Raw genomic sequence first — 21,981 nt, forward strand, 5'->3', positions numbered from 1 at the left:
GCCCGAGGCATCCGTTCTCCGATGTGATTGCAGAAGGTCTGTGATCAGCCCGCGTTGGCCTGCAGCCATGCCCACGGGTCGACGACCGAGCCGTTGATGTGGACCTCGAAGTGCAGGTGGCACGCGGTCGAGCTGCCGGTGCTGCCGACGAGGCCGATGAGCTGGCCCGCCGAGACGCTCTGCCCGACCGAGACCTGCCGGCTGCCGTACGTCATGTGGCCGTAGAGCGTGTTGACCTGCTGGCCGCCGATGACGTGGTCGATCGAGATGCCGACGCCGTAGCCGCCGTAGCTCTCCTGCGAGACCTTGACCACGCCGGCCGCCGCCGCGTAGATGGGGGTACCGCACGACGTCAGGAGGTCGACGCCCTGGTGGTAGCCCGAATCCCAGAGGCCGCGGCCCTTGGTGAAGTTGAGGAGGGGCCAGCGCACCTCGCCGGTGCCCGGCGACGTGAGGGCGATGTTCGTGGGGACCGTGGTGCCGCGCGACTTCGCCGCAGAGGCGGCAGCGGCGGCGACCTGGCGCGCACGCTCGGCGGCGGCCTCTTCGGCCTTCTTCTTCTCGATCTCTTCCGCGGTGGTGGCCGCGTAGCTCTCGCGCGACAGCTCACTGGCGTTCGCGTCGGAGGCGGCGACGAACGTCTGCGCGTTGTCGACGGCCATCTGCTGGATCGTCTTGGAATCCTCGGCCACCGCGGTGGCGCCGGCGGCGAATGCCGGGATCGCGACCGTGGCGACGAGACCGCCCACCATCGTCAGGACCACGAGGCTTCGCAGCGGCTTGACCACGCGACCCTTCTTGGACGACGACGCGGCGGGACGGGCATCCGTCCGGGCCGCGGTCGGCTTCGCGGGCGCGACGGCGCGTGAGCGTCGCACGGGGGTTTTCCGATTGCGCGCACGACGGTTCTGGTCCGCCGCGGCATGCTCGGGCACGTTCGCGTGCGACTCGATCTCTTCAGCCAAACTGGTCCTCCGGCGCCTCTGCGCCGGGGCGCCTGGCTCGTCAGCACTCGATGTCGGGGCACGACGTGCGGGCTTCACCACATGTGGACGACGAGCCGGTGAGGCAATCCACGCGGGGTCCTGTCGGCGGGCTTCTCGCCTGGTGGACTGTTCGAGGCTACCCGAAGGTCACGTTTATGTCACGCTCCACGCCTGGCAATCTCCGCACAGTGCGTCATCGACGCCCGCGGAATGCGGCATCCGGCGTGGCTGAGCAGCCCTCGACGCGCGTGAACACGGTCAGGATCGTCCCATTCAGTGGAACGCGCCGACCTCAGCGGACGTCGTCGACGAGGAAGATGTGCGACGCGATCTCGACCGGGAGCTCCAGACCCTCGTCACTGCCCTGCATCTGCACGAGCACGTAGCCCTCGTTGTAGCGGTAGTCGCCGACGGCGCCCGGCACGACGCCGGCGCCCTTCAGCTGCTGCAGCAGCTCGGGGTCGACCTGTGCGGGCTCGGCGAGCCGGCGGACGGTACCGGTGATGGGCTCGCCCGCGTCGTTGAGGCGGCGCACGAGACCCACGACGCCCTGCTCGAACCCGTTCGTCGGCACGTCGCCGAGCTGGTCGAGACCGGGGATCGGGTTGCCGTACGGGGACTCGGTGGGGTGGCCCAGCAGCTCGACGAGGCGACGCTCGACCTGCTCGCTCATGACGTGCTCCCAGCGGCAGGCCTCTTCGTGCACGTACGCCCAGTCCAGGCCGATGACATCGGACAGCAGGCGCTCTGCGAGCCGGTGCTTGCGCATGACGTCGACGGCCTTCTGCCGCCCCGCGTCGGTGAGCTCGAGGGTGCGGTCCTCGGAGACGACGACGAGTCCGTCGCGCTCCATGCGGCCGATCGTCTGCGACACCGTCGGGCCCGAGTGCCCGAGGCGCTCCGAGATGCGCGCCCGAAGTGGCACGATGTTCTCCTCCTCGAGTTCGAGGATCGTGCGCAGGTACATCTCAGTGGTGTCGATCAGATCGGTCATCGCGGTGTCCTCAGGTGTCTCAAGGGGCTGAGGACAGCCTATCCTCTGCTCCCGACGCCGAGGCCTGCCGGCCCGCGTCCGCCGCGCGGCCTGGGGCAGCAGCATCCGTCCGTCCCTCCCCCGCCGAGAAGCAGCTCGACAGGTCAACCGGGGTTCTGCATGAGCCGAGGGCGCGCCCGCGCCCTGTGGAAGCCCGGTTGACCTGTCGGAGTGGGCGGATGCTGCCACACGACCTCCCTGCACAGCCTCAGGAAGCGCGGTGCAGGCCCTGCGCCACCGCGCGCATGATCAGGTCCTGCACGTCGGGCCAGCGCTCGATCACCTGCACGTAGGTCACCCGGATGACGTGGTGACCGAGCAGCATGAGCGCCGCGTCGTGGGCGACGTCCTCGGCGCGCTGCAACCCGACGTGGTGCCCACCGTCGATCTGCACGACCAGCCGGTCGCCGATGAGGAAGTCCGCCCGATGCCCGTGAATCCAGATCTGCGATCGGATGGGAAGCCGGAGCCAACGCAGCCGCGTGCGGAAGATCGTCTCCAGCCCCGAGTCCGCGAAGGGGTCGCCTCCTCGAGGAGTCCTCGAACGGATTCCGTCAAAGGCAGGCGGGCGAGTTCGGCCTTGTCGACGAGTTGAAGGTTGAGCGCGGACTCCCACACGGCGAGCGCCCTCTCATGCGGCTGACACCGCGCGACGATGAGCAGCGTGTTCAGGATGCTGTCCTCCAGCGTTCCCGGTGCGCGCGGCTCGACCGGCCGAGCCCAGTGCACGGTCGCCTTCTGGTTCTGCAGCTTCAGCCTCGACGCGCTCGGTGGCGCACCGACGTGCGGGCCGTCCTCGGCGAGGACCCACAGCCCTAAGCGCTTCGCCCGCGTGATGCACGTGAGCACCACGCCGGCCCGCGCCGCCGCCATGAGGTGGGGATCAGCGTCCGGAATCGCCACCCATCCCCGCCGCGGCCTGGTGATGAGGCCAGCCGCCATCGCGCACTCGATCGTGTAGCCGCTGACCCCTGCCTTCATGAGCGCCGCTCTGAGCGCGACACCGCCACGTACCTGCAGCTCCACCATGAGATCCGCCATCCCTGCATGCTCACGGCTCCCCCACGCCCCACGCCGCCGTACTGGGCACGATCAGAACAACTCGCGTGCGCAGCATCCGTCCCCTCCCCTGGGGAGGAGCCTCGACAGGTCCACCGGGGTTATGCAGGAGCCGATCCCTGCATCGCGTCCTGCGCAAGCCTCTGTCTCGCCGTGGTCACCCGGCTCGACAGGTCAACCGGGGTCCTGCAGGAGCCGATCCCCGGATCGCCTCCTGCGCATGCCCGGTTGACCTGTCGAAGAGGAGAACGGATGCTGCGCACCAGCGCCCCCGCCGCAGGGTTGTCAGCAGCCGTAGCCGCACGCCCCCACGCTGGTCTCGCCGTGGTCACCACCCGGCTCGACAGGTCAACCGGGGTTCTGCAGGAGCCGATCCCCGGATCGCCTCCTGCGCAAGCCCGGTTGACCTGTCGAAGAAAGGAGGACGGATGCTGCGACGTGAGCAAGCCGGGGCGTCACGAGGTGTCACGCGGGCGGGGCGGCGGTGCGGGCCTCTCTAGAATCGACGCATGGCACACGTCCTCCTGCCCCGTGAGATCCTGCCCACCGACGGACGCTTCGGCTGCGGCCCGTCGAAGATCGCGCCCGCGCACATCGAAGCGCTCGCGGGCCCGGGCTCGGCGCTCCTGGGCACCTCGCACCGCCAGGCCCCGGTCAAGGACCTCGTCGGCCAGGTGCGCGCCGAGCTGAGCCAGCTGTTCCGCCTGCCGCAGGGGTATGAGGTCATTCTCGGCAACGGAGGGTCGACGGCGTTCTGGGATGCCGCAGCCTTTGGCCTCATCGAGAAGCGCAGCCAGAACCTGGTGTTCGGCGAGTTCGGCGGCAAGTTCGCCGCTGCCGCGAAGACCCCGTGGCTCGAGGCCCCCGACGTCCGCACGGTCGACGCGGGCACGAGCACCGTCGCCGAGGCCGTCGACGGTGTCGATGTGTACGCGTGGCCGCACAACGAGACCTCGACCGGCGTCGCCACTCAGGTCCGCCGCGTTCACGGCGATGAGGGCGCGCTGACCGTCATCGACGCGACCAGCGCCGCCGGCGGGATCGACTTCTCGGTGCACGAGGCCGACGTCTACTACTTCGCGCCGCAGAAGAACCTCGGCTCGGACGGCGGACTGTGGTTCGCCCTCGTGTCGCCGGCCGCCATCGAGCGCATCGAGCGCATCGCGGCATCGGGCCGCTACATCCCCGAGTTCCTGAGCCTCAAGAACGCGCTCGACAACTCGCGTCTCAACCAGACCCTGAACACCCCGGCGCTGTCGACGCTGTTCCTCCTCGACAAGCAGCTCGACTGGATCCTCTCCTCGGGCGGCCTGCAGTGGGCCGACGCCCGCACGCGCGAGTCGTCGCAGGCGCTCTACGACTGGGCCGAGGCATCCGAGTTCGCGACGCCCTTCGTCGCCGACGCGGCCGACCGCTCCCCCGTGGTCGTCACGATCGACTTCGACGAGTCAGTGGATGCTGCGGCCGTGGCGAAGAGCCTCCGCGCCAACGGCATCGTCGACACCGAGCCGTATCGCAAGCTCGGACGCAATCAGCTGCGCATCGCGACGTTCGTGTCGATCGACCCGGACGACGTGCGTCAGCTCATCCGCTGCATCGACTACACGGTCGAGCGACTGGGCTGAGCCTGTTCGTCGGCCCCGTCCGCCAGCAGTGACGGGGTCGGCGACAGCACGGCCGACACGATCGCCTCGATGGCGAACTCCGACGCGCGCGCGAGTTCCACGGCGGTCGGGTCGAGCAGCCACTGCACCTGCAGGCCGTCCATGACGGCGAGGATGCTCGTCGACGCGTCGGCGATGGTGTCGGGGGCAGTGATGCCGCGTTCGGCGCACACGACCTCGAACGCGTGGGCGACCTCGGACCGCAGCGTCCGGTAGCGCTTCTCGAAGAAGGCGCGGCCCGGGTGGTCGTCGGTCACGGACTCCGCTGAGAGCACCGCGTACGCCTGGACGATCCCCGCACGGTGCTCGTTGACGAAGGCCGTGCGAACGAGGTGACGGAACAGCGGCATCCCGTCGGGGATGTGCTGTTCCTCCAAATCGGCCACGTCGGTCTCGTCGCGGTGCTGGAGGACTTCGATGAGCAGCTGGTCCTTCGACCCGAAGTGATGCAGGATCCCCGCGTGGGTCATGCCGACCTGGTCGGCGATCTCCTGCAGCGTGCCCCCCGCGAACCCTTTGCTGCCGAAGATCTCGACCGCGGCGTCGAGGATGTCGCGCCTGCGGGCGAGTGTCTCTGGCCGCGAACGCGGCTGCCGACGCTGTGCCGTCATCGGTCGACGCCCCCTTCTTCGTCGGCGGATCGGATAGGTCTTCGCCGGCGCCTGTGAGTCTACGCACGACCTGCCCGCCACGCACCGGAACACCTTACTTGCAAAGTTACTTACTTGATTGTAAGTTGATCCGGCAATCACCCTGACGCCGTCGTCATCCCCCCGGGATACACGATGTCGTGCACATATCTAGGAGAAGCAATGAGGCTCAGAACATCCCTCGCCGCCGTCGGTGTCGCCGCGGCGCTGGTGCTCACCGGCTGCGCGGGCGGCGGCGGCAACGACGCCGACTCCGCCGGAGCGGCGCTCACCATCGCGAAGCCCGACGGCGCCATCACCACGGAGTCGAACAACCCCTACCTCGGCGACTCGTCGGCCTCGAAGTACGGCTACGGCAAGGTCATCTTCGAGTCGCTCGCCCTCGTGAACCCGACCGGCGACCTGGGAACCACCCCCTGGCTCGCGGAGTCCGTGGAGTGGAACGACGACTACACGCAGCTCACCGCCGTCGCGCGCAGCGGCGTGAAGTGGAGCGACGGCGAGGACTTCACGGCCGACGACATCGCGTTCTCGTTCAACCAGGTGCTGGACGGCAAGCTCAACGACACCAACGCGCTCGACCTCAAGAGCGTCACCGTCGACGGCGACACCGTCACCATCGACTTCAACAGCTCCAAGTACACGCAGCAGGCGCGCGTGCTCCACTTCCAGATCGTGCCCGAGCACATCTGGAAGGACATCAAGGACCCGAACACCGACCCCGTGACCGGTGAGGGCCAGGCCGTCGGCACCGGCCCCTACGTGCTCGACTCGTGGACGACCGAGTCGGTCACCCTCGCCGCGAACCCCGAGTATTGGGGCGGCGAGCTGTCCGTGCCCGAGCTGCACTACGTCTCGTACGGCGACAACGCGGCCCTGACGACCGCCCTCGCCACGGGCGAGGCCGACTGGGCACAGGCGTTCATCCCGCAGATCGAGGACAGCTACCTGTCGGCCGATCCCGACAACAAGTTCCTCGTGTCGCCCACGGCGGGCGCGGGCACGCTGTTCATGAACCTGCAGACCAAGCCGTTCAACGACCCGGCACTCCGTCAGGCGCTGGCGTGGACGATCGACCGCCAGGCGTACGTCGACATCGCGCGTGAGGGCGCGAGCGAGGCGATCTGGAGCGTGACCGGTCTCGGCACGCTGCTCGAGGACGAGATCGTGCCCGAGTACGCCGGCCAGAACTACGAGGTCGACATCGACAAGGCTCGCCAGATCCTGACCGACGCCGGCTACACGTGGGACGGCGAGACCCTCGTCGACCCCGACGGCGAGGACGTCACGTTCTCGATCTCGGTCCCCGCGGGCTGGAGCGACTGGAACACCGAGCAGGCACTCCTCGCCGAGGAGCTCAAGGAAGGCCTCGGCATCGACGTCAAGGTCGACCAGCCGGACTGGGGCGGCTGGGATGCCGCACGCCAGGAGGGCACCTTCCAGGCGATCATCCACTGGCTCGAAGACACCGGCAACGCGTACGGCCTGTACACGTCGGCGATGGACCCGAAGTGGATCGTCGACGGCAAGGCGGCCTTCAACTTCGGACGCTTCGACGACCCCGAGGTCACCGCGGCGCTGAACACCTACGCGAACGCGTCGTCCGACGCCGACCGTGAGGCCGCCATCGCGGTGATCGAGAAGGCGTTCGTCGAGAACGTGCCCGTCATCCCGCTGGGTGCGCACCCGCTCCTGGGCGAGTTCAACACCCGCAACTACGTCGGATGGCCGTCGGCGGACGACCAGTACGCCTCGGCGGACCCGACGCAGCCGGCGATCGTGCAGATCCTGACCAAGCTGCAGCCCGCCGAATGACACACCGCGGCGGGGCGGATGCGCACGCATCCGCCCCGCCGCCACGTCGCCCTCACGAAAGCGAACCAGCACCGATGAGCGATCCGCTGCTCTCCGTCCACGACTTCTCGATCGTCTACGACGTCGATCCCCCCGTGCGGGCGGTCAAGAACGTCACCCTCGACCTCCAGCGCGGTGAGATCCTCGGACTCGCCGGCGAGAGCGGGTGCGGCAAGACCACCCTCGCCTACGGCGTCCAGCGCCTTCTCAAGCCCCCGGCCGTGATCACGAGCGGATCCGTCGTGTTCCACGACGCGAGCGGCGAGGACATCGACATCAACGGCCTCGAGGCCGAGGAGATGCGCCGCTTCCGCTGGGACAAGATCTCGATGGTCTTCCAGGGCGCGATGAACTCGCTCAACCCGGTCGCCACCATCGGTTCCCAGCTCGAAGACGTCTTCGAGGTGCACCGCCCGGACCTCACGCGCTCGCAGCGGCGCGCCGAGGTCGTCGAGCTCCTCGAGATCGTCAAGGTCGGCGCGCAGCGCTACCGCTCGTACCCGCACGAGCTGTCGGGCGGCATGCGCCAGCGCGTCATGATCGCCATGGCACTCGCCCTCCGCCCGCAGCTGATGGTGATGGACGAGCCCACGACCGCACTCGACGTGCTCGTGCAGCGCGAGATCCTGCGGCAGATCTCCCACCTGCGCCACGAGTTCGGCTTCTCGGTCATCTTCATCACCCATGACCTCCCGCTGCTGCTCGAGATCAGCGACCGCATCGCGATCATGCGCGAAGGGGAGATCGTCGAGCTCGACACCGCCGAGCGGGTCTGGACCGATCCGAAGGACGAGTACACCCGGACGCTCCTGGCCTCGTTCCCCAGACTCACCGGAGAGAGAGGGGTGGTCCACCGATGACCGTCCTCGAATTCGACGCCGTCACCAAGGTCTACTCCGTGCGCGGTGCCGGCCAGATGAAGGCCCTCGACGACGTGAGCTTCACGCTCCGTTCAGGCCAGACCATCGGCCTCGTCGGCCAGTCCGGCAGCGGCAAGTCGACCATCGCCAAGATCCTCACCCAGCTCGAGACGCCGACCAGCGGCGAGGTGCGCCTCGACGGCCAGCCGATCCCCCGCCGTGGCAAAGGCCTGCGCGCCTATCGCCAGCAGCTGCGCATGGTCTTCCAGGATCCGTTCGCGTCGCTCAACCCGTACCACACCATCCGGTACGCCATCCAGCGGCCGCTCGAGCTCGACAAGGTCGTGCCGAAGGATCAGCTCGACGACGAGGTGCGCCGTCTCCTCGGCCGGGTGCGTCTCGATGCCGACGCCGTCATCGACCGCCGGCCGCACGAGCTGTCCGGCGGGCAGCGTCAGCGCGTCGCGATCGCCCGCGCGCTGGCATCCCGCCCGCAGCTGCTCGTAGCCGACGAGCCGGTCTCGATGCTCGACGTGTCGATCCGCCTCGGCGTGCTCAACCTGCTGGCCGACCTGCAGCGCGAACACGGTCTGGGCGTGCTCTACATCACGCACGACCTCGCCACCGCACGCCACTTCAGCGACGAGATCCTCGTGCTCAACCAGGGGCGCGTCGTCGAGCGGGGTCCCGCCGACGACGTGATCCTCAACCCCCAGAACCCCTACACCCAAGAGCTGCGCGCGGCGTCCCCCGATCCCGACACCTACTTCGCGCACGCAGCCGGCATCCTCGGAGGTGAGAAGTGAGCGCCGTCGCCCCCCAGCTCCCGGCCCCGGACTTCGACGCGATCGAGGCGGGCACGAGCGCGACCGGCGCGGTCAAGGGCCGCGCGCGCATCCCCTGGCGGTTCCTCGGCAACCGCGCCCTGTTCTACCTGTTCACGCTGTGGGCGGCCATCACGATCAACTTCTTCCTGCCGCGCCTGATGAAGGGCGACGCGGTGACCGCGTATCTCGCGCGCAACCGCAACGTCACTCCTGAGGCGGCCGACGCGCTGCGCGCTCTGCTCGGGCTCGACACCGACGCCTCCCTGTGGCAGCAGTACGTCGACTACTGGGCGCACCTCCTGCGCGGCGACCTCGGCATCTCACTGCTGCACGGCATGCGGCCGGTGACCGAGGTGGTCGGCCAGTCCCTGATCTGGACCGTCGCCCTCGTCGGCTTCGCGACGCTCATCGCGTTCGCGGTCGGCACCATCGGCGGCGCGATCGTCGGCTGGCGCCGCGGCAGCCGGCTCGACGTCCTGATCCCGATCACCACCTTCTTCAGCACCATCCCCTACTTCTGGCTGGGCCTGCTGGCGATCTCGATCTTCTCGGTCGCGCTCGGGTGGTTCCCGATCGGCAAGGCCTACGGCGTCGGCGTGGCGCCGGAGTGGTCGTGGGAGTTCATCGGCGACGTGATCCACCACGGCTTCCTCCCCGCGGCGACGATCGTCATCGCCTCGCTCGGCGGCTGGATGCTGGGCATGCGCAACATGATGCTCACGGTGCTCGACGAGGACTACGTCACCGTCGCGCAGGCCAAGGGCATGCCGAACGACCGGGTGCTCTGGCGCTACGCGGCGCGCAACGCCGTGCTCCCCCAGATCCAGAGCTTCGCGCTGGCCCTCGGCTTCATCGTCGGCGGCACGATCGTGATGGAGGTGGTGTTCAGCTACCCCGGCGTCGGCAAGCTCCTGCTCGACGCCACCAACGCCAAGGACTACGCCCTCATGCAGGGGGTGTTCCTCGTGATCACGATCTCCGTGCTCCTGGCGAACCTCCTCGCGGACGTCGCCTACGCATTCCTCGACCCGCGCACGCGCCAGACGGAGGCCTGAGCATGAACACGATCGTCAACGACACGACGGCACAGCGCCCGGCGAACACGCCTGCGACCGCCACCGTGCGCAGCGCAGCCCCTGCCGGCAAGGCGCCCAAGAAGCCCGGCTTCTGGTCGAAGCTGGGCGCCGCGTTCGCGATGTTCCGCAATAAGAAGTCCATCACGGGACTGTCGATCCTCGGCTTCTTCGTGCTCGTCGCGATCTTCGCCGACGTGCTGGCCCCCTACTCCCCCACGAAGGTCGACAACACGGCACGCTTCCAGCCGCCGTCGGCGGAGCACTGGCTCGGCACCACGCACATCGGCGAGGACGTTCTGAGCCAGGTGATCCACGGCACGCGGGGCGTCATCGTCGTGGGATTCCTCGCGGCGATCATCGCCACAGTCATCGCGATCATCGTGGGCGTGCTGTCGGGCTACCTCCGCGGGTGGCGCAGCGAGGGTCTGTCGGCTCTCACGAACGTCTTCCTCGTGATCCCCGGCATCCCGCTGATCATCATCGTGGCGTCGATGTTCGAGGATCCGCCCCTCATCCTCATCGCGGGAGTGCTGGGGCTCATCGGGTGGGCGTGGGGTGCGCGCGTGCTGCGCGCCCAGACGATGTCGCTGCGCAGCCGCGACTTCGTGCAGGCCGCCCGGGCCAACGGCGAACCGCTGCGGCGGATCATCACGGTCGAGATGCTCCCGAACCTGATGGCACTCATCGCCGCAAGCTTCGTCGGCACCGTGACCGCGGCGATCATCGGCCTCACGACGCTGTCGTACATCGGCATCATCCCGGTCACGACCTACAACTGGGGCACGATCCTCAACTGGGCGAGCGCGCAGGGCGCGTTCCGCCAGGGCCAGTGGTGGTGGTTCCTGCCCCCGGGCCTGTGCATCGCCGCGATCGGCGTGGCGCTCTCGCTGATCAACTTCGGCATCGACGAGTACGTCAACCCGCGCCTGCGGTCCGCCGGTGAGCGCGCCCGCGCCATGAAGAAGAAGGGCATGAACGTGAACGACACCGTCACCGCCGTGCGCACCGACCTGAAGACGCAGGAGGACGCGTGACCACCGCGACCATTCCGGACTACCTCGACATCTCGCTCCCGGTCGCCGATCGCATTGCAGATCTCCTCGGCCGCATGACGGTCGAGGAGAAGATCGGCCAGATGCTGCAGCTCGATGCGCGCGACGACCTCGAGGACCAGGTCGTGCGCATGCACGCGGGCTCGATCCTGCACGCGTCGCCCGAGAAGGTGCTCCGCGCCCGCGAGCTGACCCTGCAGACCCGCCTCCAGATCCCGCTGCTCGTCGGCGAGGACTGCATCCACGGCCACTCCTTCTGGGAGGGCGCCACGATCTACCCGACTCAGCTGGGGATGGCCGCGACGTGGGATGCCGATCTCGCCGAGCGCGTCGCGCGTGCGACCGCCGTCGAGGTCTCGGCCACCGGCATCCACTGGACGTTCTCGCCGGTGCTGTGCATCACGCGCGACCTCCGCTGGGGCCGCGTCGACGAGACTTTCGGCGAGGACCCGTTCCTCATCGGCGAACTCGCCTCGGCGATGGTGCGCGGCTACCAGGGCGGCGGCCTCGACGACCCCACTGCGATCCTGGCGACGGCGAAGCACTTCGCCGGGTACTCCGAGACGCAGGGCGGCCGCGACGCGAGCGAGGCCGACATCTCGCGCCGCAAGCTGCGCTCGTGGTTCCTGCCCCCGTTCGAGCGGGTGGCGAAGGAGGGATGCCGCACCTTCATGCTCGGCTACCAGACCACCGACGGCGTGCCGATCACGGTCAACGACTGGCTGCTGAACGACGTGCTGCGCGGCGAGTGGGGCTACACCGGCACCCTCATCACCGACTGGGACAACGTCGGACGCATGGTGTGGGAGCAGAAGGTGCAGCCCGACTACGCCCACGCCGCCGCGGCTGCAGTGCTGGCGGGCAACGACATGATCATGACGACGCCCGGCTTCTTCCAGGGCGCCCAGGACGCACTCGCGCAGGGACTCATGACCGAGGAGGCCCTCGACCGCGCCGTCGCGCGCATCCTGCTGCTGAAGTTCGAGTTCGGCCTGTTCGAGGACCCGCGCCTGCCCGACCACGAGCGCATCGCCACCGCGGTCGGCTCCGCCGGCCACACGGCGCTCAACCTCGAGGTCGCGCGTCGCTCGCTGGTGGTGCTCGCCAACGACGGCACGCTCCCGCTCGCCGGCGGGCTCCGCGCCGACGACTCCGGACGGGCGCTCCCCGCAGCATCCGGTTCCCGTCGTATCGCGGTGGTCGGTCCGCTCGCCGACGACGCGCAGACGCAGCTGGGCGACTGGGCCGGCTCGTCGGGGCAGGTCGACTGGATCCCCGACGGCCACCCGCGCGAGATGATCTCGACGGTGCTCGATGGGCTGCGCGCACACGCCCCTGCGGACTGGGAGATCACGCACGCCCGCGGCGCCGACATCCTCACGCTCGAGGAGGACCCCGAGGGCGCGTTCTTCCCCGACGGTCAGCCCCGACCCCAGGTGGTCGTGCCGAGCGCACCCGACGCGGACCTCATCGCCGAAGCGGTGGCAGCCGCCGAGGGCGCGGACTACGTCGTCGCCGTCGTCGGCGACCGCATCGAGCTGGTGGGCGAGGGCCGCTCGACGGCGACTCTCGAGCTCGTCGGCGGGCAGCTCGCGCTGCTCGAGGCGCTGGCGGCGACCGGCACCCCGCTGGTGGTGGTGCTGCTGGCTTCGAAGCCGCACGTGCTCCCGAAGACGGTGATGGATGCTGCCGCGCTGGTGTGGGCGGCGAACCCCGGCATGCGCGGGGGCCAGGCCGTGGCCGAGCTGCTGCTCGGACTGATCGAGCCGAGCGGACGTCTGCCGCTGTCGTTCGCGCGCCACGCGGGCCAGCTGCCGATCTACTACAACCAGATCCGCGGCCAGCACGGCGACCGCTACGCCGACCTCACGCAGAGTCCCGCCTTCGCGTTCGGCGAGGGCCTGTCGTACACGACGGTCGAGTACTCGGGGCTGCGCGTCGTCGAGACCGCTCTGGGCAGCGACGACACGGTGCGCGCCCTGGTCGAACTGCACAACACCGGCGACCGGCCCGCGCACGAGATCGTGCAGGTGTACGTGCGCGACAGCGTGACCTCGGTCAGCTGGGCCGACAAGGAGCTCAAGGCCTACCGCCACGTCGACCTGCAGCCGGGCGAGACGGCGACGGTGGAGCTGTCGCTCCCCGTCGCGGAGTGCACGATCGTGGATGCTGCGGGCCGCCGCCTCGTCGAAGCCGGCGAGTTCGAGCTGCTCGTGGGGCCCTCGTCCCGCGACGATGTGCTTCTCAGTGCCCGCTTCCACGTCGCCGACGCGTCAGCGCCGTCGACGGCCGCCCCCGCGAACGTGGTCGAGCGGCGCTGAGGGAACGCGAAAGGGTGGATTCCCCCGCGCTGCGGGCGGCGGGAATCCACCCTTTCGTCGTATCCGGACGAGGTCAGGCGCCTTCGGGGTCGAAGTCCTCGTCGGAGTCGTCGTCCTCGTCGGAATCGTCGTCCTCGTCGGAATCGTCGTCCTCGTCGGAGTCGTCGTCCTCGTCGGAATCGTCGTCCTCGTCGGAATCGTCGTCCTCGTCGGAATCGTCCTCGTCCTCGTCGGAATCGTCCTCGTCCTCGTCGAAGCCGTCTTCGTCGAAGTCGTCATCGTCGTCCGACTCGTCGTCGAAGTCGTCGTCGCCCGAGCCGTCGTCGTCCGAGTCATCATCGTCGAAGTCGTCGTCCGACTCGTCGTCGTCATCCGACTCGTCGTGCTCGTCTTCGGCCGAGGCATCGGCGAGCTCGTCGATGTCGACACCGTCGACGTCGCCGGCGTGGAGGATGGGCGAGCCGTCCTCGTCGAAGTCGGACGCGTCGAGGTCGTCGACGTCTTCGAGCTCCTCGTGGTCGTCGTCCTCGTGGTCGTCGTCCTCGTCGTCGTCCGCGTGAGCGGCCTCCGCGAGCGCGGCCTGGGCGGCGTGGTAGTCGGCGAGGCGCACGGCCCACGGCACCCAGTCCGGAGCGAGCAGCGCGCCGTCGCCGGGGAGCAGCTCGACCTCGAGCACGGTGGGATCGGCGTCGTCCACACGCGCGAGGCTGACGGTCCAGAACCAGCCGGGGTAGCCCGCGAGGCGATTCGCGAAGCGCAGCGAGACGACGCCGTCGGCTTCGACGCGGTAGCCCGCGGGGTCGCCGATCGTGGCCTCGGGCGTGATCTCGCGGAGCGCTGCGAGCGCCAGGTCGTGCGCGGCCAGCAGCTGCGGGTCGGGGTCGACGGGCACGACGACCTCGACAACCTCGACGACCTCAGCGGTCTCCGAAGCGTCGTCGGCGCCGTCGGCCGGCGCACCGCCGATGGCCTCCGCCTCGACCTCGACCTCGACCACTGCGACCTCGACCACCTCGACGACCTCAGCCGTCTCCGCAGCGTCGACCGCCGCTTCGACCTCCGTCACCTCGACCTCGACGGCCGGTGCTTCTTCCGCCACGGCGGGTGCGGCATCCGTCACCGCTTCGTCCGAAGCCGGGTCGGCGTCGATGACGACGTCGACGGCGGGGTCGGTCTGGTCAGGCGTCGAGTTCATCGGCGACCTTGCGCAGGACCGCGGCGACCTTCTTGGCGTGCGCACCGCTCGGGTAGCGGCCGTGGCGGAGGTCTCCGCCGATGCCGTCCAGGAGCTTCACGAGATCCTCGATGATGATCGCCATGTCGTCGGCGGGCTTGCGTGAGCGCTTGGCGAGGCTCACCGGAGCCTCGAGGACGCGCACGGACAGGGCCTGCGGACCGCGCTTGCCGTCGGCGATGCCGTACTCGAGGCGGGTCCCCGCCTTGGGCGCGGGCGTGCCGGGCGGAAGGGCAGTGGCGTGCAGGAAGACGTCCTGACCGTCTTCGGAGGAGATGAAGCCGAACCCCTTCTCCTCGTCGTAGAACCTGACCTTGCCGGTGGGCATCGAAACCTCGCTGGATCGGCGCCCGCGACGTGTCGCGGGCGATAAAGAGCATGACGAAAGCGGGGTCGTACAACCCCACCTCCCAGCCTAACGGCATGGCGTCCGCCGAGACCCCACGGTGAAGCATCCATCCGGCGCGATCTCGGGGCGCCCCTCCGCACCGAGGTGCGGACGTCAGCGAGTAGGCTGGTGCGGATGAGCACGAACCCCTCCGGCGACGTCCCCGTCCGCCGCATCGACCGCGTCCTGGCCTTCATGTCGCTGGGCCTGCTCGTGCTCTCGATCGTGAGCTTCTTCGCGATCATGATCGCGTCGGCCTCCGGGGCCGACATGAGTACAGGCATCTGGCCGATCGTCGGCGTGCTGGTGTACATCGCCCCCATCGTCGCGTTCGCGCTGCTGCTCGCAGTCCTCATCATGAGCTTCGTGCGGAGGGCCCGGGCGAACCGAGGGGGCTGACCCGGTTGGCCTCCGACGCGCGCGCCCTTGCGACGCGGCTCGCCGAGCTCGGTGACGCCGCGCTCGCCACGACGCTCGCTGCGCGCGGGGTCTCGCCGCAGGCGGCCTGGCACGACTTCTTCGACGCCGCCGAGGGCCTCCTCGACCCCGCGTCCGTCGACCGGGCACTGACCCGCCTCGACCGCCACGACCTTCTCGCCCTCGACCTCAGCGAAGCCGGCGTCGACGGCGAACCCGCGCGGCTCGCCCTCACCGATGCCGACGGCTCGCCGTACACGGCCGTCTCGGAACGCGTGGCGGCGGCAGCCGCCGCCGCGCCGCACGCCTTCACCGCCGCACCGGCGCCGGTCGCGCCGGTCGCCGCCGACGCGCGCGTCGCCGCAGCCGCCGCGGAGCGCGCGTTCACCACCGCGGGCTCGCTCGCCGACGTCCTCCTCCTGTGCTCGCACACGCCGCTCGCGCGCACCGGCGCGGGACCGGTGAGCGCCGTGGACCGGCGCCGGCTGCTGGATGCCGGCGCCCTCGAGTTCGCGGACGACCTCGAAGATCTGCTCGCCTCGGCGGCAGGTGCGGGCCTTGCGACGGCGTTTGAACGCGAGTGGACCGTCACCGACGCCGGCGAGCGCTGGCTGAAGGCGCCGACCGCGGATCGCTGGGAGGCGATCGCCGAGGGCCTCCGCACGAGCCTTCCTCAGGGGCTGCGCACCTCGTCGCACGGCTTCCTGACACCGGACGCATGGCCCGGCATGTACCCGCTCGACCCCGAGTGGCCCGCCCGGGCTGAGCGGCTGCACCGCATCGGCGTGCGATGGGGGCTGTTCACGTCGGACCGCTCCCCTGCCGAGTTCCCCTGGACGGCTGCCCTTCGGGCGGGAGAGCGAGCGGATGCCGCCACCATGGCGCCGTACCTTCCCACCGAGATCGACCGGGTCTACCTGCAGGCCGACCTCACCGCGATCGCGCCGGGTCCTCTCGCGCCCGCCCTCGATCTGCGCCTGCGGTCGATCGCGCTGCGGGAGTCGCGTGCGCAGGCGTCGACGTACCGCTTCACCGCGGAGTCGATCGGCGCGGGCATGACCGAGGGAGAGACGGCCGAGTCGATGCGCGACTTCCTCGCGGGCCTGTCGCTCACCGGCATCCCGCAGCCGCTGGCCTACCTCATCGAGAGCACGGCGAGCCGGCACGGCCTGGTGCGCGTGCGCGCCGACGGCGCCACCGGGCGCACCCGCGTCGAGAGCCCCGACGCGGGCCTGCTCGACGCGATCACGGTCGACCAGGCGCTGCGGCCCCTGGGTCTGCTCGTGCTCGAGGGCGACGACGCACTCTCGTCCCGTGTGGCGCGCGACGCGGTGTACTGGACCCTCGCCGATGCCCGCTACCCCGTCGTCGCGCTCGACGCCCGCGGGGTTCCCGAGTCGATCCACCGGCGCACCACCGCGACCGCATCCAAGCCGGCCGGGACTGCGCAGGAGACGTACGCGCGCCTCATCGCCACCCTCCGCGGCGGGCACGGCACGCAGGGCGAGTCCGGCTGGCTCGAACGCGAGCTGGAGCAGGCGGTGCGCGCCCGCGCCGAGATCGTCGTGGTCGTGCGCATGCCCGACGGCTCCGAGCGCTCCTTCACCCTGGAGGCGGCCGGCCTCGGCGGCGGGCGCCTCCGGGGCCGCGACCGCGCCGCCGACATCGAACGGACTCTCCCCGTGTCGAGCATCGTGAGCGTCCACGCGGCCTGAGCCCGCAGCATCCACCCGCCGTCCGCGACGGTAGACTGGTCCGTTATGGCTGACGGCCCCCTCATCGTCCAGAGCGACCGCACCGTGCTCCTCGAGGTCGCGCACCCCGATGCCGAGAGCGCGCGGCACGAACTCGCGATCTTCGCCGAGCTCGAGCGTGCCCCCGAGCACATCCACACGTACCGCATCACGCGGCTCGGGTTGTGGAACGCACGCGCCGCCGGCCACGACGCCGAGGACATGCTGGCGACCCTCGACCGCTGGTCGCGCTTCCCCGTGCCCCCGTCGGTGTCGATCGACATCGCCGAGACCGTGGGCCGGTACGGCCGCCTCGTCATCGAGCGGAACGAGGACGGCGAGCTGATCCTTCGATCCACGGATGCCGCGGTCCTCGCCGAGGTGTCGAAGAACAAGCGCATCCAGCCGCTGCTGCTCGGGCACCCCTCCCCCGACTCGTACGTCATCGACGCGTGGGCGCGCGGCCAGATCAAGCAGGAGCTGCTGAAGATCGGCTGGCCCGCCGAGGACCTCGCCGGATACACGCCGGGGACGCCGCACCCGATCGATCTCGCGGAGGACGGCTGGCACCTGCGGCCGTACCAGCGACAGGCCGTCGACATCTTCACGCAGGGCGGATCCGGCGTCGTCGTGCTCCCCTGCGGCGCAGGAAAGACACTCGTGGGCGCGGCGGCGATGGCCGACACGAAGACCACGACCTTGATCCTCGTGACCAACACGGTGAGCGCCCGTCAGTGGCGCGACGAGCTCCTCAAGCGCACGTCGCTCACGCCCGAGGAGATCGGCGAGTACTCGGGCCAGACCAAGGAGATCAAGCCGGTCACCATCGCGACGTACCAGATCCTCACCGCGAAGCGGAAGGGACAGTACGCCCACCTCGCCCTGCTGGACGCCCTCGACTGGGGCCTCATCGTGTACGACGAGGTCCACCTCCTCCCTGCGCCCGTCTTCAAGCTGACGGCCGACCTGCAGGCGCGGCGCCGCCTCGGCCTCACCGCCACCCTCGTGCGCGAGGACGGCCGCGAGGGCGACGTGTTCAGCCTGATCGGCCCCAAGCGGTTCGACGCTCCGTGGAAGGAGATCGAGGCGCAGGGCTTCATCTCGCCCGCCGTCTGCTACGAGGTGCGCGTCGACCTGCCCGCCGGCGACCGCCTCGAGTACGCGGCGGCGGCCGACGACGAGCGCTACCGCCTGGCCGCGACCGCACCCGCGAAGATCGGGGTCGTCCGCGACCTCGTCGCGCGCCACGAGGGCGAGCGCATCCTGATCATCGGCCAGTACCTCGACCAGATCGACGTCCTCGCCGAAGCGCTCAACGCTCCGAAGATCACGGGACAGACCCCGATCGACGAGCGCGAAGAGCTGTACCAGGCGTTCCGCGTCGGCGAGATCTCCGTGCTGGTGGTGTCGAAGGTCGCGAACTTCTCGATCGATCTGCCCGAGGCATCCGTCGCCATCCAGGTGTCGGGCTCATTCGGCTCGCGCCAGGAGGAGGCCCAGCGCCTCGGACGCCTGCTGCGGCCGAAGCAGTCGAACCACACCGCGAGCTTCTACACGCTCATCGCGCGCGACACCGTCGACCAGGACTTCGCGCAGAACCGCCAGCGCTTCCTCGCCGAGCAGGGCTACGCGTACACGATCCTCGACGCGCACTCGCTCGCGGCCTGAGCCGCACACGGGGAGAGCCCGGCGCCGAGTCAGCGCCGGGCTCTCCTGTGGTCGGGGTTACGGAGCCCCGATGATGCGGTCGAGCGGTCCCGGCGTGTACGGGCTGTTCGCCGTCAGGTACGCGGAGAACGCGTCGATGTCGAGCCCGCCGTAGTACACGTTCCCCGCCTCGAGGAACGTCGGGAAGCCGTCCCCGCCGCCGGCGAGGAAGTTGTTCGTCACGACGCGGTAGGTCGTCGTGTCGACGAGCGGCTGCCCGTTGAGCGTGACGGACTGCAGCGTAGTGCCCGAGTACGTGTACGAGAAGCCGTCGCTCACCTGCAGGATCTTCCGGGCCGTGCCCGCGTTCACCCCGCTCCACTGCTGGTTCAGCAGCTGCTTGATCTGCGCGCCCGTCAGGTCGAGCGAGACCAGGTAGTTGTTGAACGGCTGCACCGTGAACGCCTCAGCGAACGTGATCGCGCCGTCCGGTTCGCCGTAGGGCGACGTCGGCGACGAGAACGGCAGATCCGCCCGAATCCCGCCCGGGTTCATCAGTGCGATGACAGGGGCGGAGTACGGTCCGACGACGCTCGGATCGGCCAGCTGTGCGTCGGCGATCAGATCGCCCAGCGGGGACTCTCCGGCGGCGTTCTGCGTCCGCGTCACGGTCGTGGAGATCTGGCCGACGATCTTGCTCGCGATGGGTGCCACGAGCGCCTGGTACTTGGCGATCAGCGCCGTCTCGGTCGGATCCTTCGGCACGTTACGGGTCACCAGCATGTTCGCGCTCGTGATCGAGGTGCGCACGATGTCCTGGGTCCGCTTGTCGTACGTCAGGTTCGTCTCGGTGTACAAGCGGCCGAACGACGAGGCCGACGTGACCAGACGGTCGTTGCCCGCGGGGTCCTTGATGTTGCACACGTACGGCTGGTGCGTGTGTCCCGAGACGATCAGGTCGATCGCGGGGTCGAGGTTCTGCGCGATCGGGATGATCGGGCTGTCGGCCGCGATCTCCGCGCCGTTGCCGCATGCCGCGTTGTACGCGGCGCTCGACGGCGGCGTCCCGCCCTGGTGGATGAGCACCACGATCGCATTCACGCCCTTCGCCTTGAGCACGGGGACGAGCGCGTTCGCCGTCTCGACCTCGTCCTTGAAATCAAGGCCCGCGATGCCGGACGCGGTCACGATGTCGGGCGTGTCCTCGAGCGTCATGCCGATGAAGCCGATCTTGGCGCCCTTGATGTTCTTGATCGCGTAGGCGGGGAGGATCGTGTCGTTCGTGCCCTCGTACACGACGTTCGCGGCGAGGTAATCGAAGTCGGCGCCGGCGAAGCTGCCGGTCGGGCACGAGTTCTGGTTGTTCTCGCCGTCGCCGTCGTCGAGGCATCCGCCGTCCGCCATGCGCTGCAGCTCGACGTAGCCCTCGTCGAACTCGTGGTTGCCGACCGCCGAGACGTCGAGGTGGAGCGCATTCAGCGCCTCGATCGACGGCTCGTCATGGAAGGCACCGGACAGCAGCGGGGATGCGCCGATCAGGTCACCGGCAGCGACGGTGAGCGAGTACCGGTGACCCTCGCGCGCCTGCGCGAGGTGGGTCGCGAGGTATTCGACACCGCCGACTCCGGGAGGAGTGAGACTGTCCGTCGTGCCCCCTCCCGGAAGGTTGAGGCGGCCGCTGGAACCGGTGGGCGGCTCGAGATTGCCGTGGAAATCGTTGAACGACAGCAGCTGGATGTCGAGCGTCGGGCCGTTCGGCGTGTTGCCGCCGTTGTTGGGCCCCGTCGGCGGTGCCGCTGTCGCGGCCCCCGATCCGATCAAGGCGAGCGCGACCGCGGTGGCGGTGATGACCGCGCCTCCCGCAAGCCGGGCCGTCGTTGTCTTGCGCATGTGCACAGAACCCTCCCGTTTTCTGGCGGGCGGCTCTGCCCGCCGAGATGCACGCGTCCTCGTGGGCGCGATCACGAGAAACCTAATACAGGCCCCGCGGATTCGACAGGGGCGATCGGCGAACTTCATGAAACCGGAACGACGAGGCGACGACGGGTGCTACTACTTCTGCAGTAGGAGGTGTTGCGCCTAGTGTCGTGGACATGGCATCCACCCGCGATCGTGCGCTCGACGCGGCGCTCGAGCTCGTGGGCGAGCAGGGCATCCGGGCGCTGACCCACGCCAGGGTCGACGAACGCGCCGGGCTGCCGAAGGGGTCGACCTCGAACTGGTTCCGCACGCGCGACGCGCTCGTCGCCGGCGTCGTGGCCTGGCTCGCCGAAACCGAGCGAGCCGAGTTCGCGGCGGCCGAAGCGCCTCTTGTCGAGACGCCCGAGCAGTTCATCGACGCACTCAGCAGCACGATCGCATTTCAGACCGGGCCACGCGCTTCGCGCACGAGAGCCCGCTACGCGCTCTTCCTCGAGGGTGCCGGCGACCCCGATCTGCTGGAACCGCTTCTCGCCCAGCGCCGGATCTTCGTCGAGTGGACCACCGCGCTTCTGGCGCGCATCGGGGCCCGTTCGCCCGATGAGGCCGTCCGCGCGCTCATGGCCGCGGGCGATGGGCTGGTGCTCCATCGCGTGACCGTGGACCCGGACGCCGAGATCCGGCCCGTCGTCGAGCGCGCGGTCCGCGCGGCACTGGACTGATCACCGGTACCGGCGTTCAGCGCCCGGTGAGGCAGGACTCGATGCGGTCGAACCCGCCCGGCCACACGACGGCCTCGAAGAAGTCGCGCACCTCGACACTCGGGAAGCCGGTCTGCTCGACCGTCATGAGCGTGCCCCACACCGTGGGCTCGAGCGTGATGTCGACACGCGAGTGCAGTGTCGGCATCGCCCGTCCGCCCCGCGCCGACTCGGAGACCAGATCGGTGACGAGGCGATGCGGGCGATCGACCACGAGGTACGTCTGCACGTCGTGCACCTCGGTCAGGTGATCCGGACGGAAGCGGGCCTCCCACGCACCCCCGATGCGCAGGTCGACGGTCGTCTCGACGGCGCCGGCACCCGGCGGCGACAGCCATACCTTCTGCTTCTCGGGATTCACGAGCGCGTCGAAGACGGCCTCTTCCGTGGCGTGCAGTTCACGTCGCAGCTGAAAACGCAGCTCTTCGCGCGATTCGGTGAGGCTCATGATGACTCTCCTCTCCTAGAGTGAGCGTCATACTACGCTTATAGTGCTACC

Annotated in this window: 19 protein-coding genes; 11 read left to right on the forward strand and 8 right to left on the reverse strand. The window is 69.5% G+C overall.

Translation table 11 applies throughout. The features are described from left to right. Window positions 1-44: 44 nt before the first annotated feature. From ACLBXX_RS09580 to ACLBXX_RS09590, 3 genes are all read right to left on the reverse strand, one after another. Window positions 45-878 carry a M23 family metallopeptidase gene (locus ACLBXX_RS09580; RefSeq protein WP_447657844.1) on the reverse strand — a complete coding sequence of 278 codons (834 nt, stop codon included), beginning with the start codon at window positions 876-878 and terminating at the stop codon, window positions 45-47. Between the two features lie 400 nt (window positions 879-1,278). Further along, complete coding sequence (locus ACLBXX_RS09585; protein WP_056369572.1) at window positions 1,279-1,980, reverse strand: metal-dependent transcriptional regulator; 702 nt, start codon at window positions 1,978-1,980, stop codon at window positions 1,279-1,281. Between the two features lie 247 nt (window positions 1,981-2,227). Beyond that, window positions 2,228-2,476, reverse strand: a complete 249-nt coding sequence (locus tag ACLBXX_RS09590; RefSeq protein ID WP_447657893.1) for an endonuclease domain-containing protein — start codon at window positions 2,474-2,476, stop codon at window positions 2,228-2,230. A 1,111-nt stretch (window positions 2,477-3,587) separates the two neighbouring features. On the opposite strand from ACLBXX_RS09590, the gene serC reads away from it, so the two are divergent. Further along, on the forward strand, window positions 3,588-4,703 hold the full coding sequence (gene serC, locus ACLBXX_RS09595; protein WP_447657845.1) for a phosphoserine transaminase: 1,116 nt from the start codon (window positions 3,588-3,590) through the stop codon (window positions 4,701-4,703). Here the strand turns inward: serC and ACLBXX_RS09600 are convergent. Then, on the reverse strand, window positions 4,679-5,353 hold the full coding sequence (locus ACLBXX_RS09600; protein ID WP_447657846.1) for a TetR/AcrR family transcriptional regulator: 675 nt from the start codon (window positions 5,351-5,353) through the stop codon (window positions 4,679-4,681). The two genes, serC and ACLBXX_RS09600, sit on opposite strands and share 25 nt — an antisense overlap. Window positions 5,354-5,554: 201 nt before the next feature. Here ACLBXX_RS09600 and ACLBXX_RS09605 point away from each other — a divergent pair, with 201 nt between their 5' ends. The 6 genes from ACLBXX_RS09605 (at window position 5,555) to ACLBXX_RS09630 (ending at window position 13,382) form a co-directional block, all read left to right on the forward strand. Beyond that, on the forward strand, window positions 5,555-7,207 hold the full coding sequence (locus tag ACLBXX_RS09605; protein ID WP_447657847.1) for an ABC transporter substrate-binding protein: 1,653 nt from the start codon (window positions 5,555-5,557) through the stop codon (window positions 7,205-7,207). Between the two features lie 74 nt (window positions 7,208-7,281). Then, complete coding sequence (locus ACLBXX_RS09610; protein WP_447657848.1) at window positions 7,282-8,106, forward strand: ABC transporter ATP-binding protein; 825 nt, start codon at window positions 7,282-7,284, stop codon at window positions 8,104-8,106. After that, window positions 8,103-8,912 (forward strand): ABC transporter ATP-binding protein, encoded by an 810-nt coding sequence (locus ACLBXX_RS09615; protein WP_447657849.1) that lies wholly within the window; start codon window positions 8,103-8,105, stop codon window positions 8,910-8,912. The genes ACLBXX_RS09610 and ACLBXX_RS09615 overlap by 4 nt, the downstream gene beginning before the upstream one ends. Further along, window positions 8,909-9,988: an ABC transporter permease gene (locus tag ACLBXX_RS09620; protein ID WP_375872522.1), complete on the forward strand. Its 1,080-nt coding sequence runs from the start codon at window positions 8,909-8,911 to the stop codon at window positions 9,986-9,988. The genes ACLBXX_RS09615 and ACLBXX_RS09620 overlap by 4 nt, the downstream gene beginning before the upstream one ends. A 2-nt stretch (window positions 9,989-9,990) precedes the next feature. Further along, window positions 9,991-11,043, forward strand: coding sequence for an ABC transporter permease (locus ACLBXX_RS09625; RefSeq protein ID WP_447657850.1), 1,053 nt, complete (start codon window positions 9,991-9,993; stop codon window positions 11,041-11,043). Beyond that, window positions 11,040-13,382: an exo-beta-d-1,3/1,6-glucosidase gene (locus ACLBXX_RS09630; protein WP_447657851.1), complete on the forward strand. Its 2,343-nt coding sequence runs from the start codon at window positions 11,040-11,042 to the stop codon at window positions 13,380-13,382. Before ACLBXX_RS09625 ends, ACLBXX_RS09630 begins: the two co-directional genes overlap by 4 nt. A 73-nt stretch (window positions 13,383-13,455) precedes the next feature. Here ACLBXX_RS09630 and ACLBXX_RS09635 read toward each other — a convergent pair whose 3' ends face one another. Together ACLBXX_RS09635 and ACLBXX_RS09640 are read right to left on the reverse strand one after the other, a co-directional pair. Further along, window positions 13,456-14,577, reverse strand: coding sequence for a DUF3027 domain-containing protein (locus tag ACLBXX_RS09635; protein WP_447657852.1), 1,122 nt, complete (start codon window positions 14,575-14,577; stop codon window positions 13,456-13,458). Continuing rightward, the gene (locus ACLBXX_RS09640; protein WP_056369550.1) at window positions 14,561-14,944 is read right to left on the reverse strand and encodes a cold-shock protein; all 384 of its coding nucleotides are present in this window, start codon (window positions 14,942-14,944) and stop codon (window positions 14,561-14,563) included. The genes ACLBXX_RS09635 and ACLBXX_RS09640 overlap by 17 nt, the downstream gene beginning before the upstream one ends. Before the next feature lie 195 nt (window positions 14,945-15,139). Here ACLBXX_RS09640 and ACLBXX_RS09645 point away from each other — a divergent pair, with 195 nt between their 5' ends. From ACLBXX_RS09645 to ACLBXX_RS09655, 3 genes are read left to right on the forward strand one after another with little or no spacing between them, the layout of a single operon-like run. Continuing rightward, on the forward strand, window positions 15,140-15,403 hold the full coding sequence (locus ACLBXX_RS09645) for a multidrug ABC transporter ATPase (protein ID WP_310243592.1): 264 nt from the start codon (window positions 15,140-15,142) through the stop codon (window positions 15,401-15,403). A 5-nt stretch (window positions 15,404-15,408) separates the two neighbouring features. Continuing rightward, window positions 15,409-17,136 (forward strand): helicase-associated domain-containing protein, encoded by a 1,728-nt coding sequence (locus ACLBXX_RS09650; protein ID WP_447657853.1) that lies wholly within the window; start codon window positions 15,409-15,411, stop codon window positions 17,134-17,136. A 45-nt stretch (window positions 17,137-17,181) separates the two neighbouring features. After that, complete coding sequence (locus ACLBXX_RS09655; RefSeq protein WP_387147048.1) at window positions 17,182-18,822, forward strand: DNA repair helicase XPB; 1,641 nt, start codon at window positions 17,182-17,184, stop codon at window positions 18,820-18,822. A gap of 57 nt (window positions 18,823-18,879) precedes the next feature. On the opposite strand, the gene ACLBXX_RS09660 is transcribed toward ACLBXX_RS09655, so the two are convergent. Beyond that, on the reverse strand, window positions 18,880-20,691 hold the full coding sequence (locus tag ACLBXX_RS09660) for a bifunctional metallophosphatase/5'-nucleotidase (RefSeq protein WP_447657854.1): 1,812 nt from the start codon (window positions 20,689-20,691) through the stop codon (window positions 18,880-18,882). A gap of 203 nt (window positions 20,692-20,894) precedes the next feature. Between ACLBXX_RS09660 and ACLBXX_RS09665 the strand changes: the two genes are divergently transcribed. Further along, entirely contained in the window at window positions 20,895-21,443 is a 549-nt protein-coding gene (locus ACLBXX_RS09665; protein WP_447657855.1) for a TetR/AcrR family transcriptional regulator, read from the forward strand. Between the two features lie 16 nt (window positions 21,444-21,459). On the opposite strand, the gene ACLBXX_RS09670 is transcribed toward ACLBXX_RS09665, so the two are convergent. Then, window positions 21,460-21,930, reverse strand: coding sequence for an SRPBCC family protein (locus ACLBXX_RS09670; RefSeq protein WP_447657856.1), 471 nt, complete (start codon window positions 21,928-21,930; stop codon window positions 21,460-21,462). Between the last annotated feature and the right edge of the window lie 51 nt (window positions 21,931-21,981).

Source organism: Microbacterium sp. C23T (genome assembly GCF_053345975.1).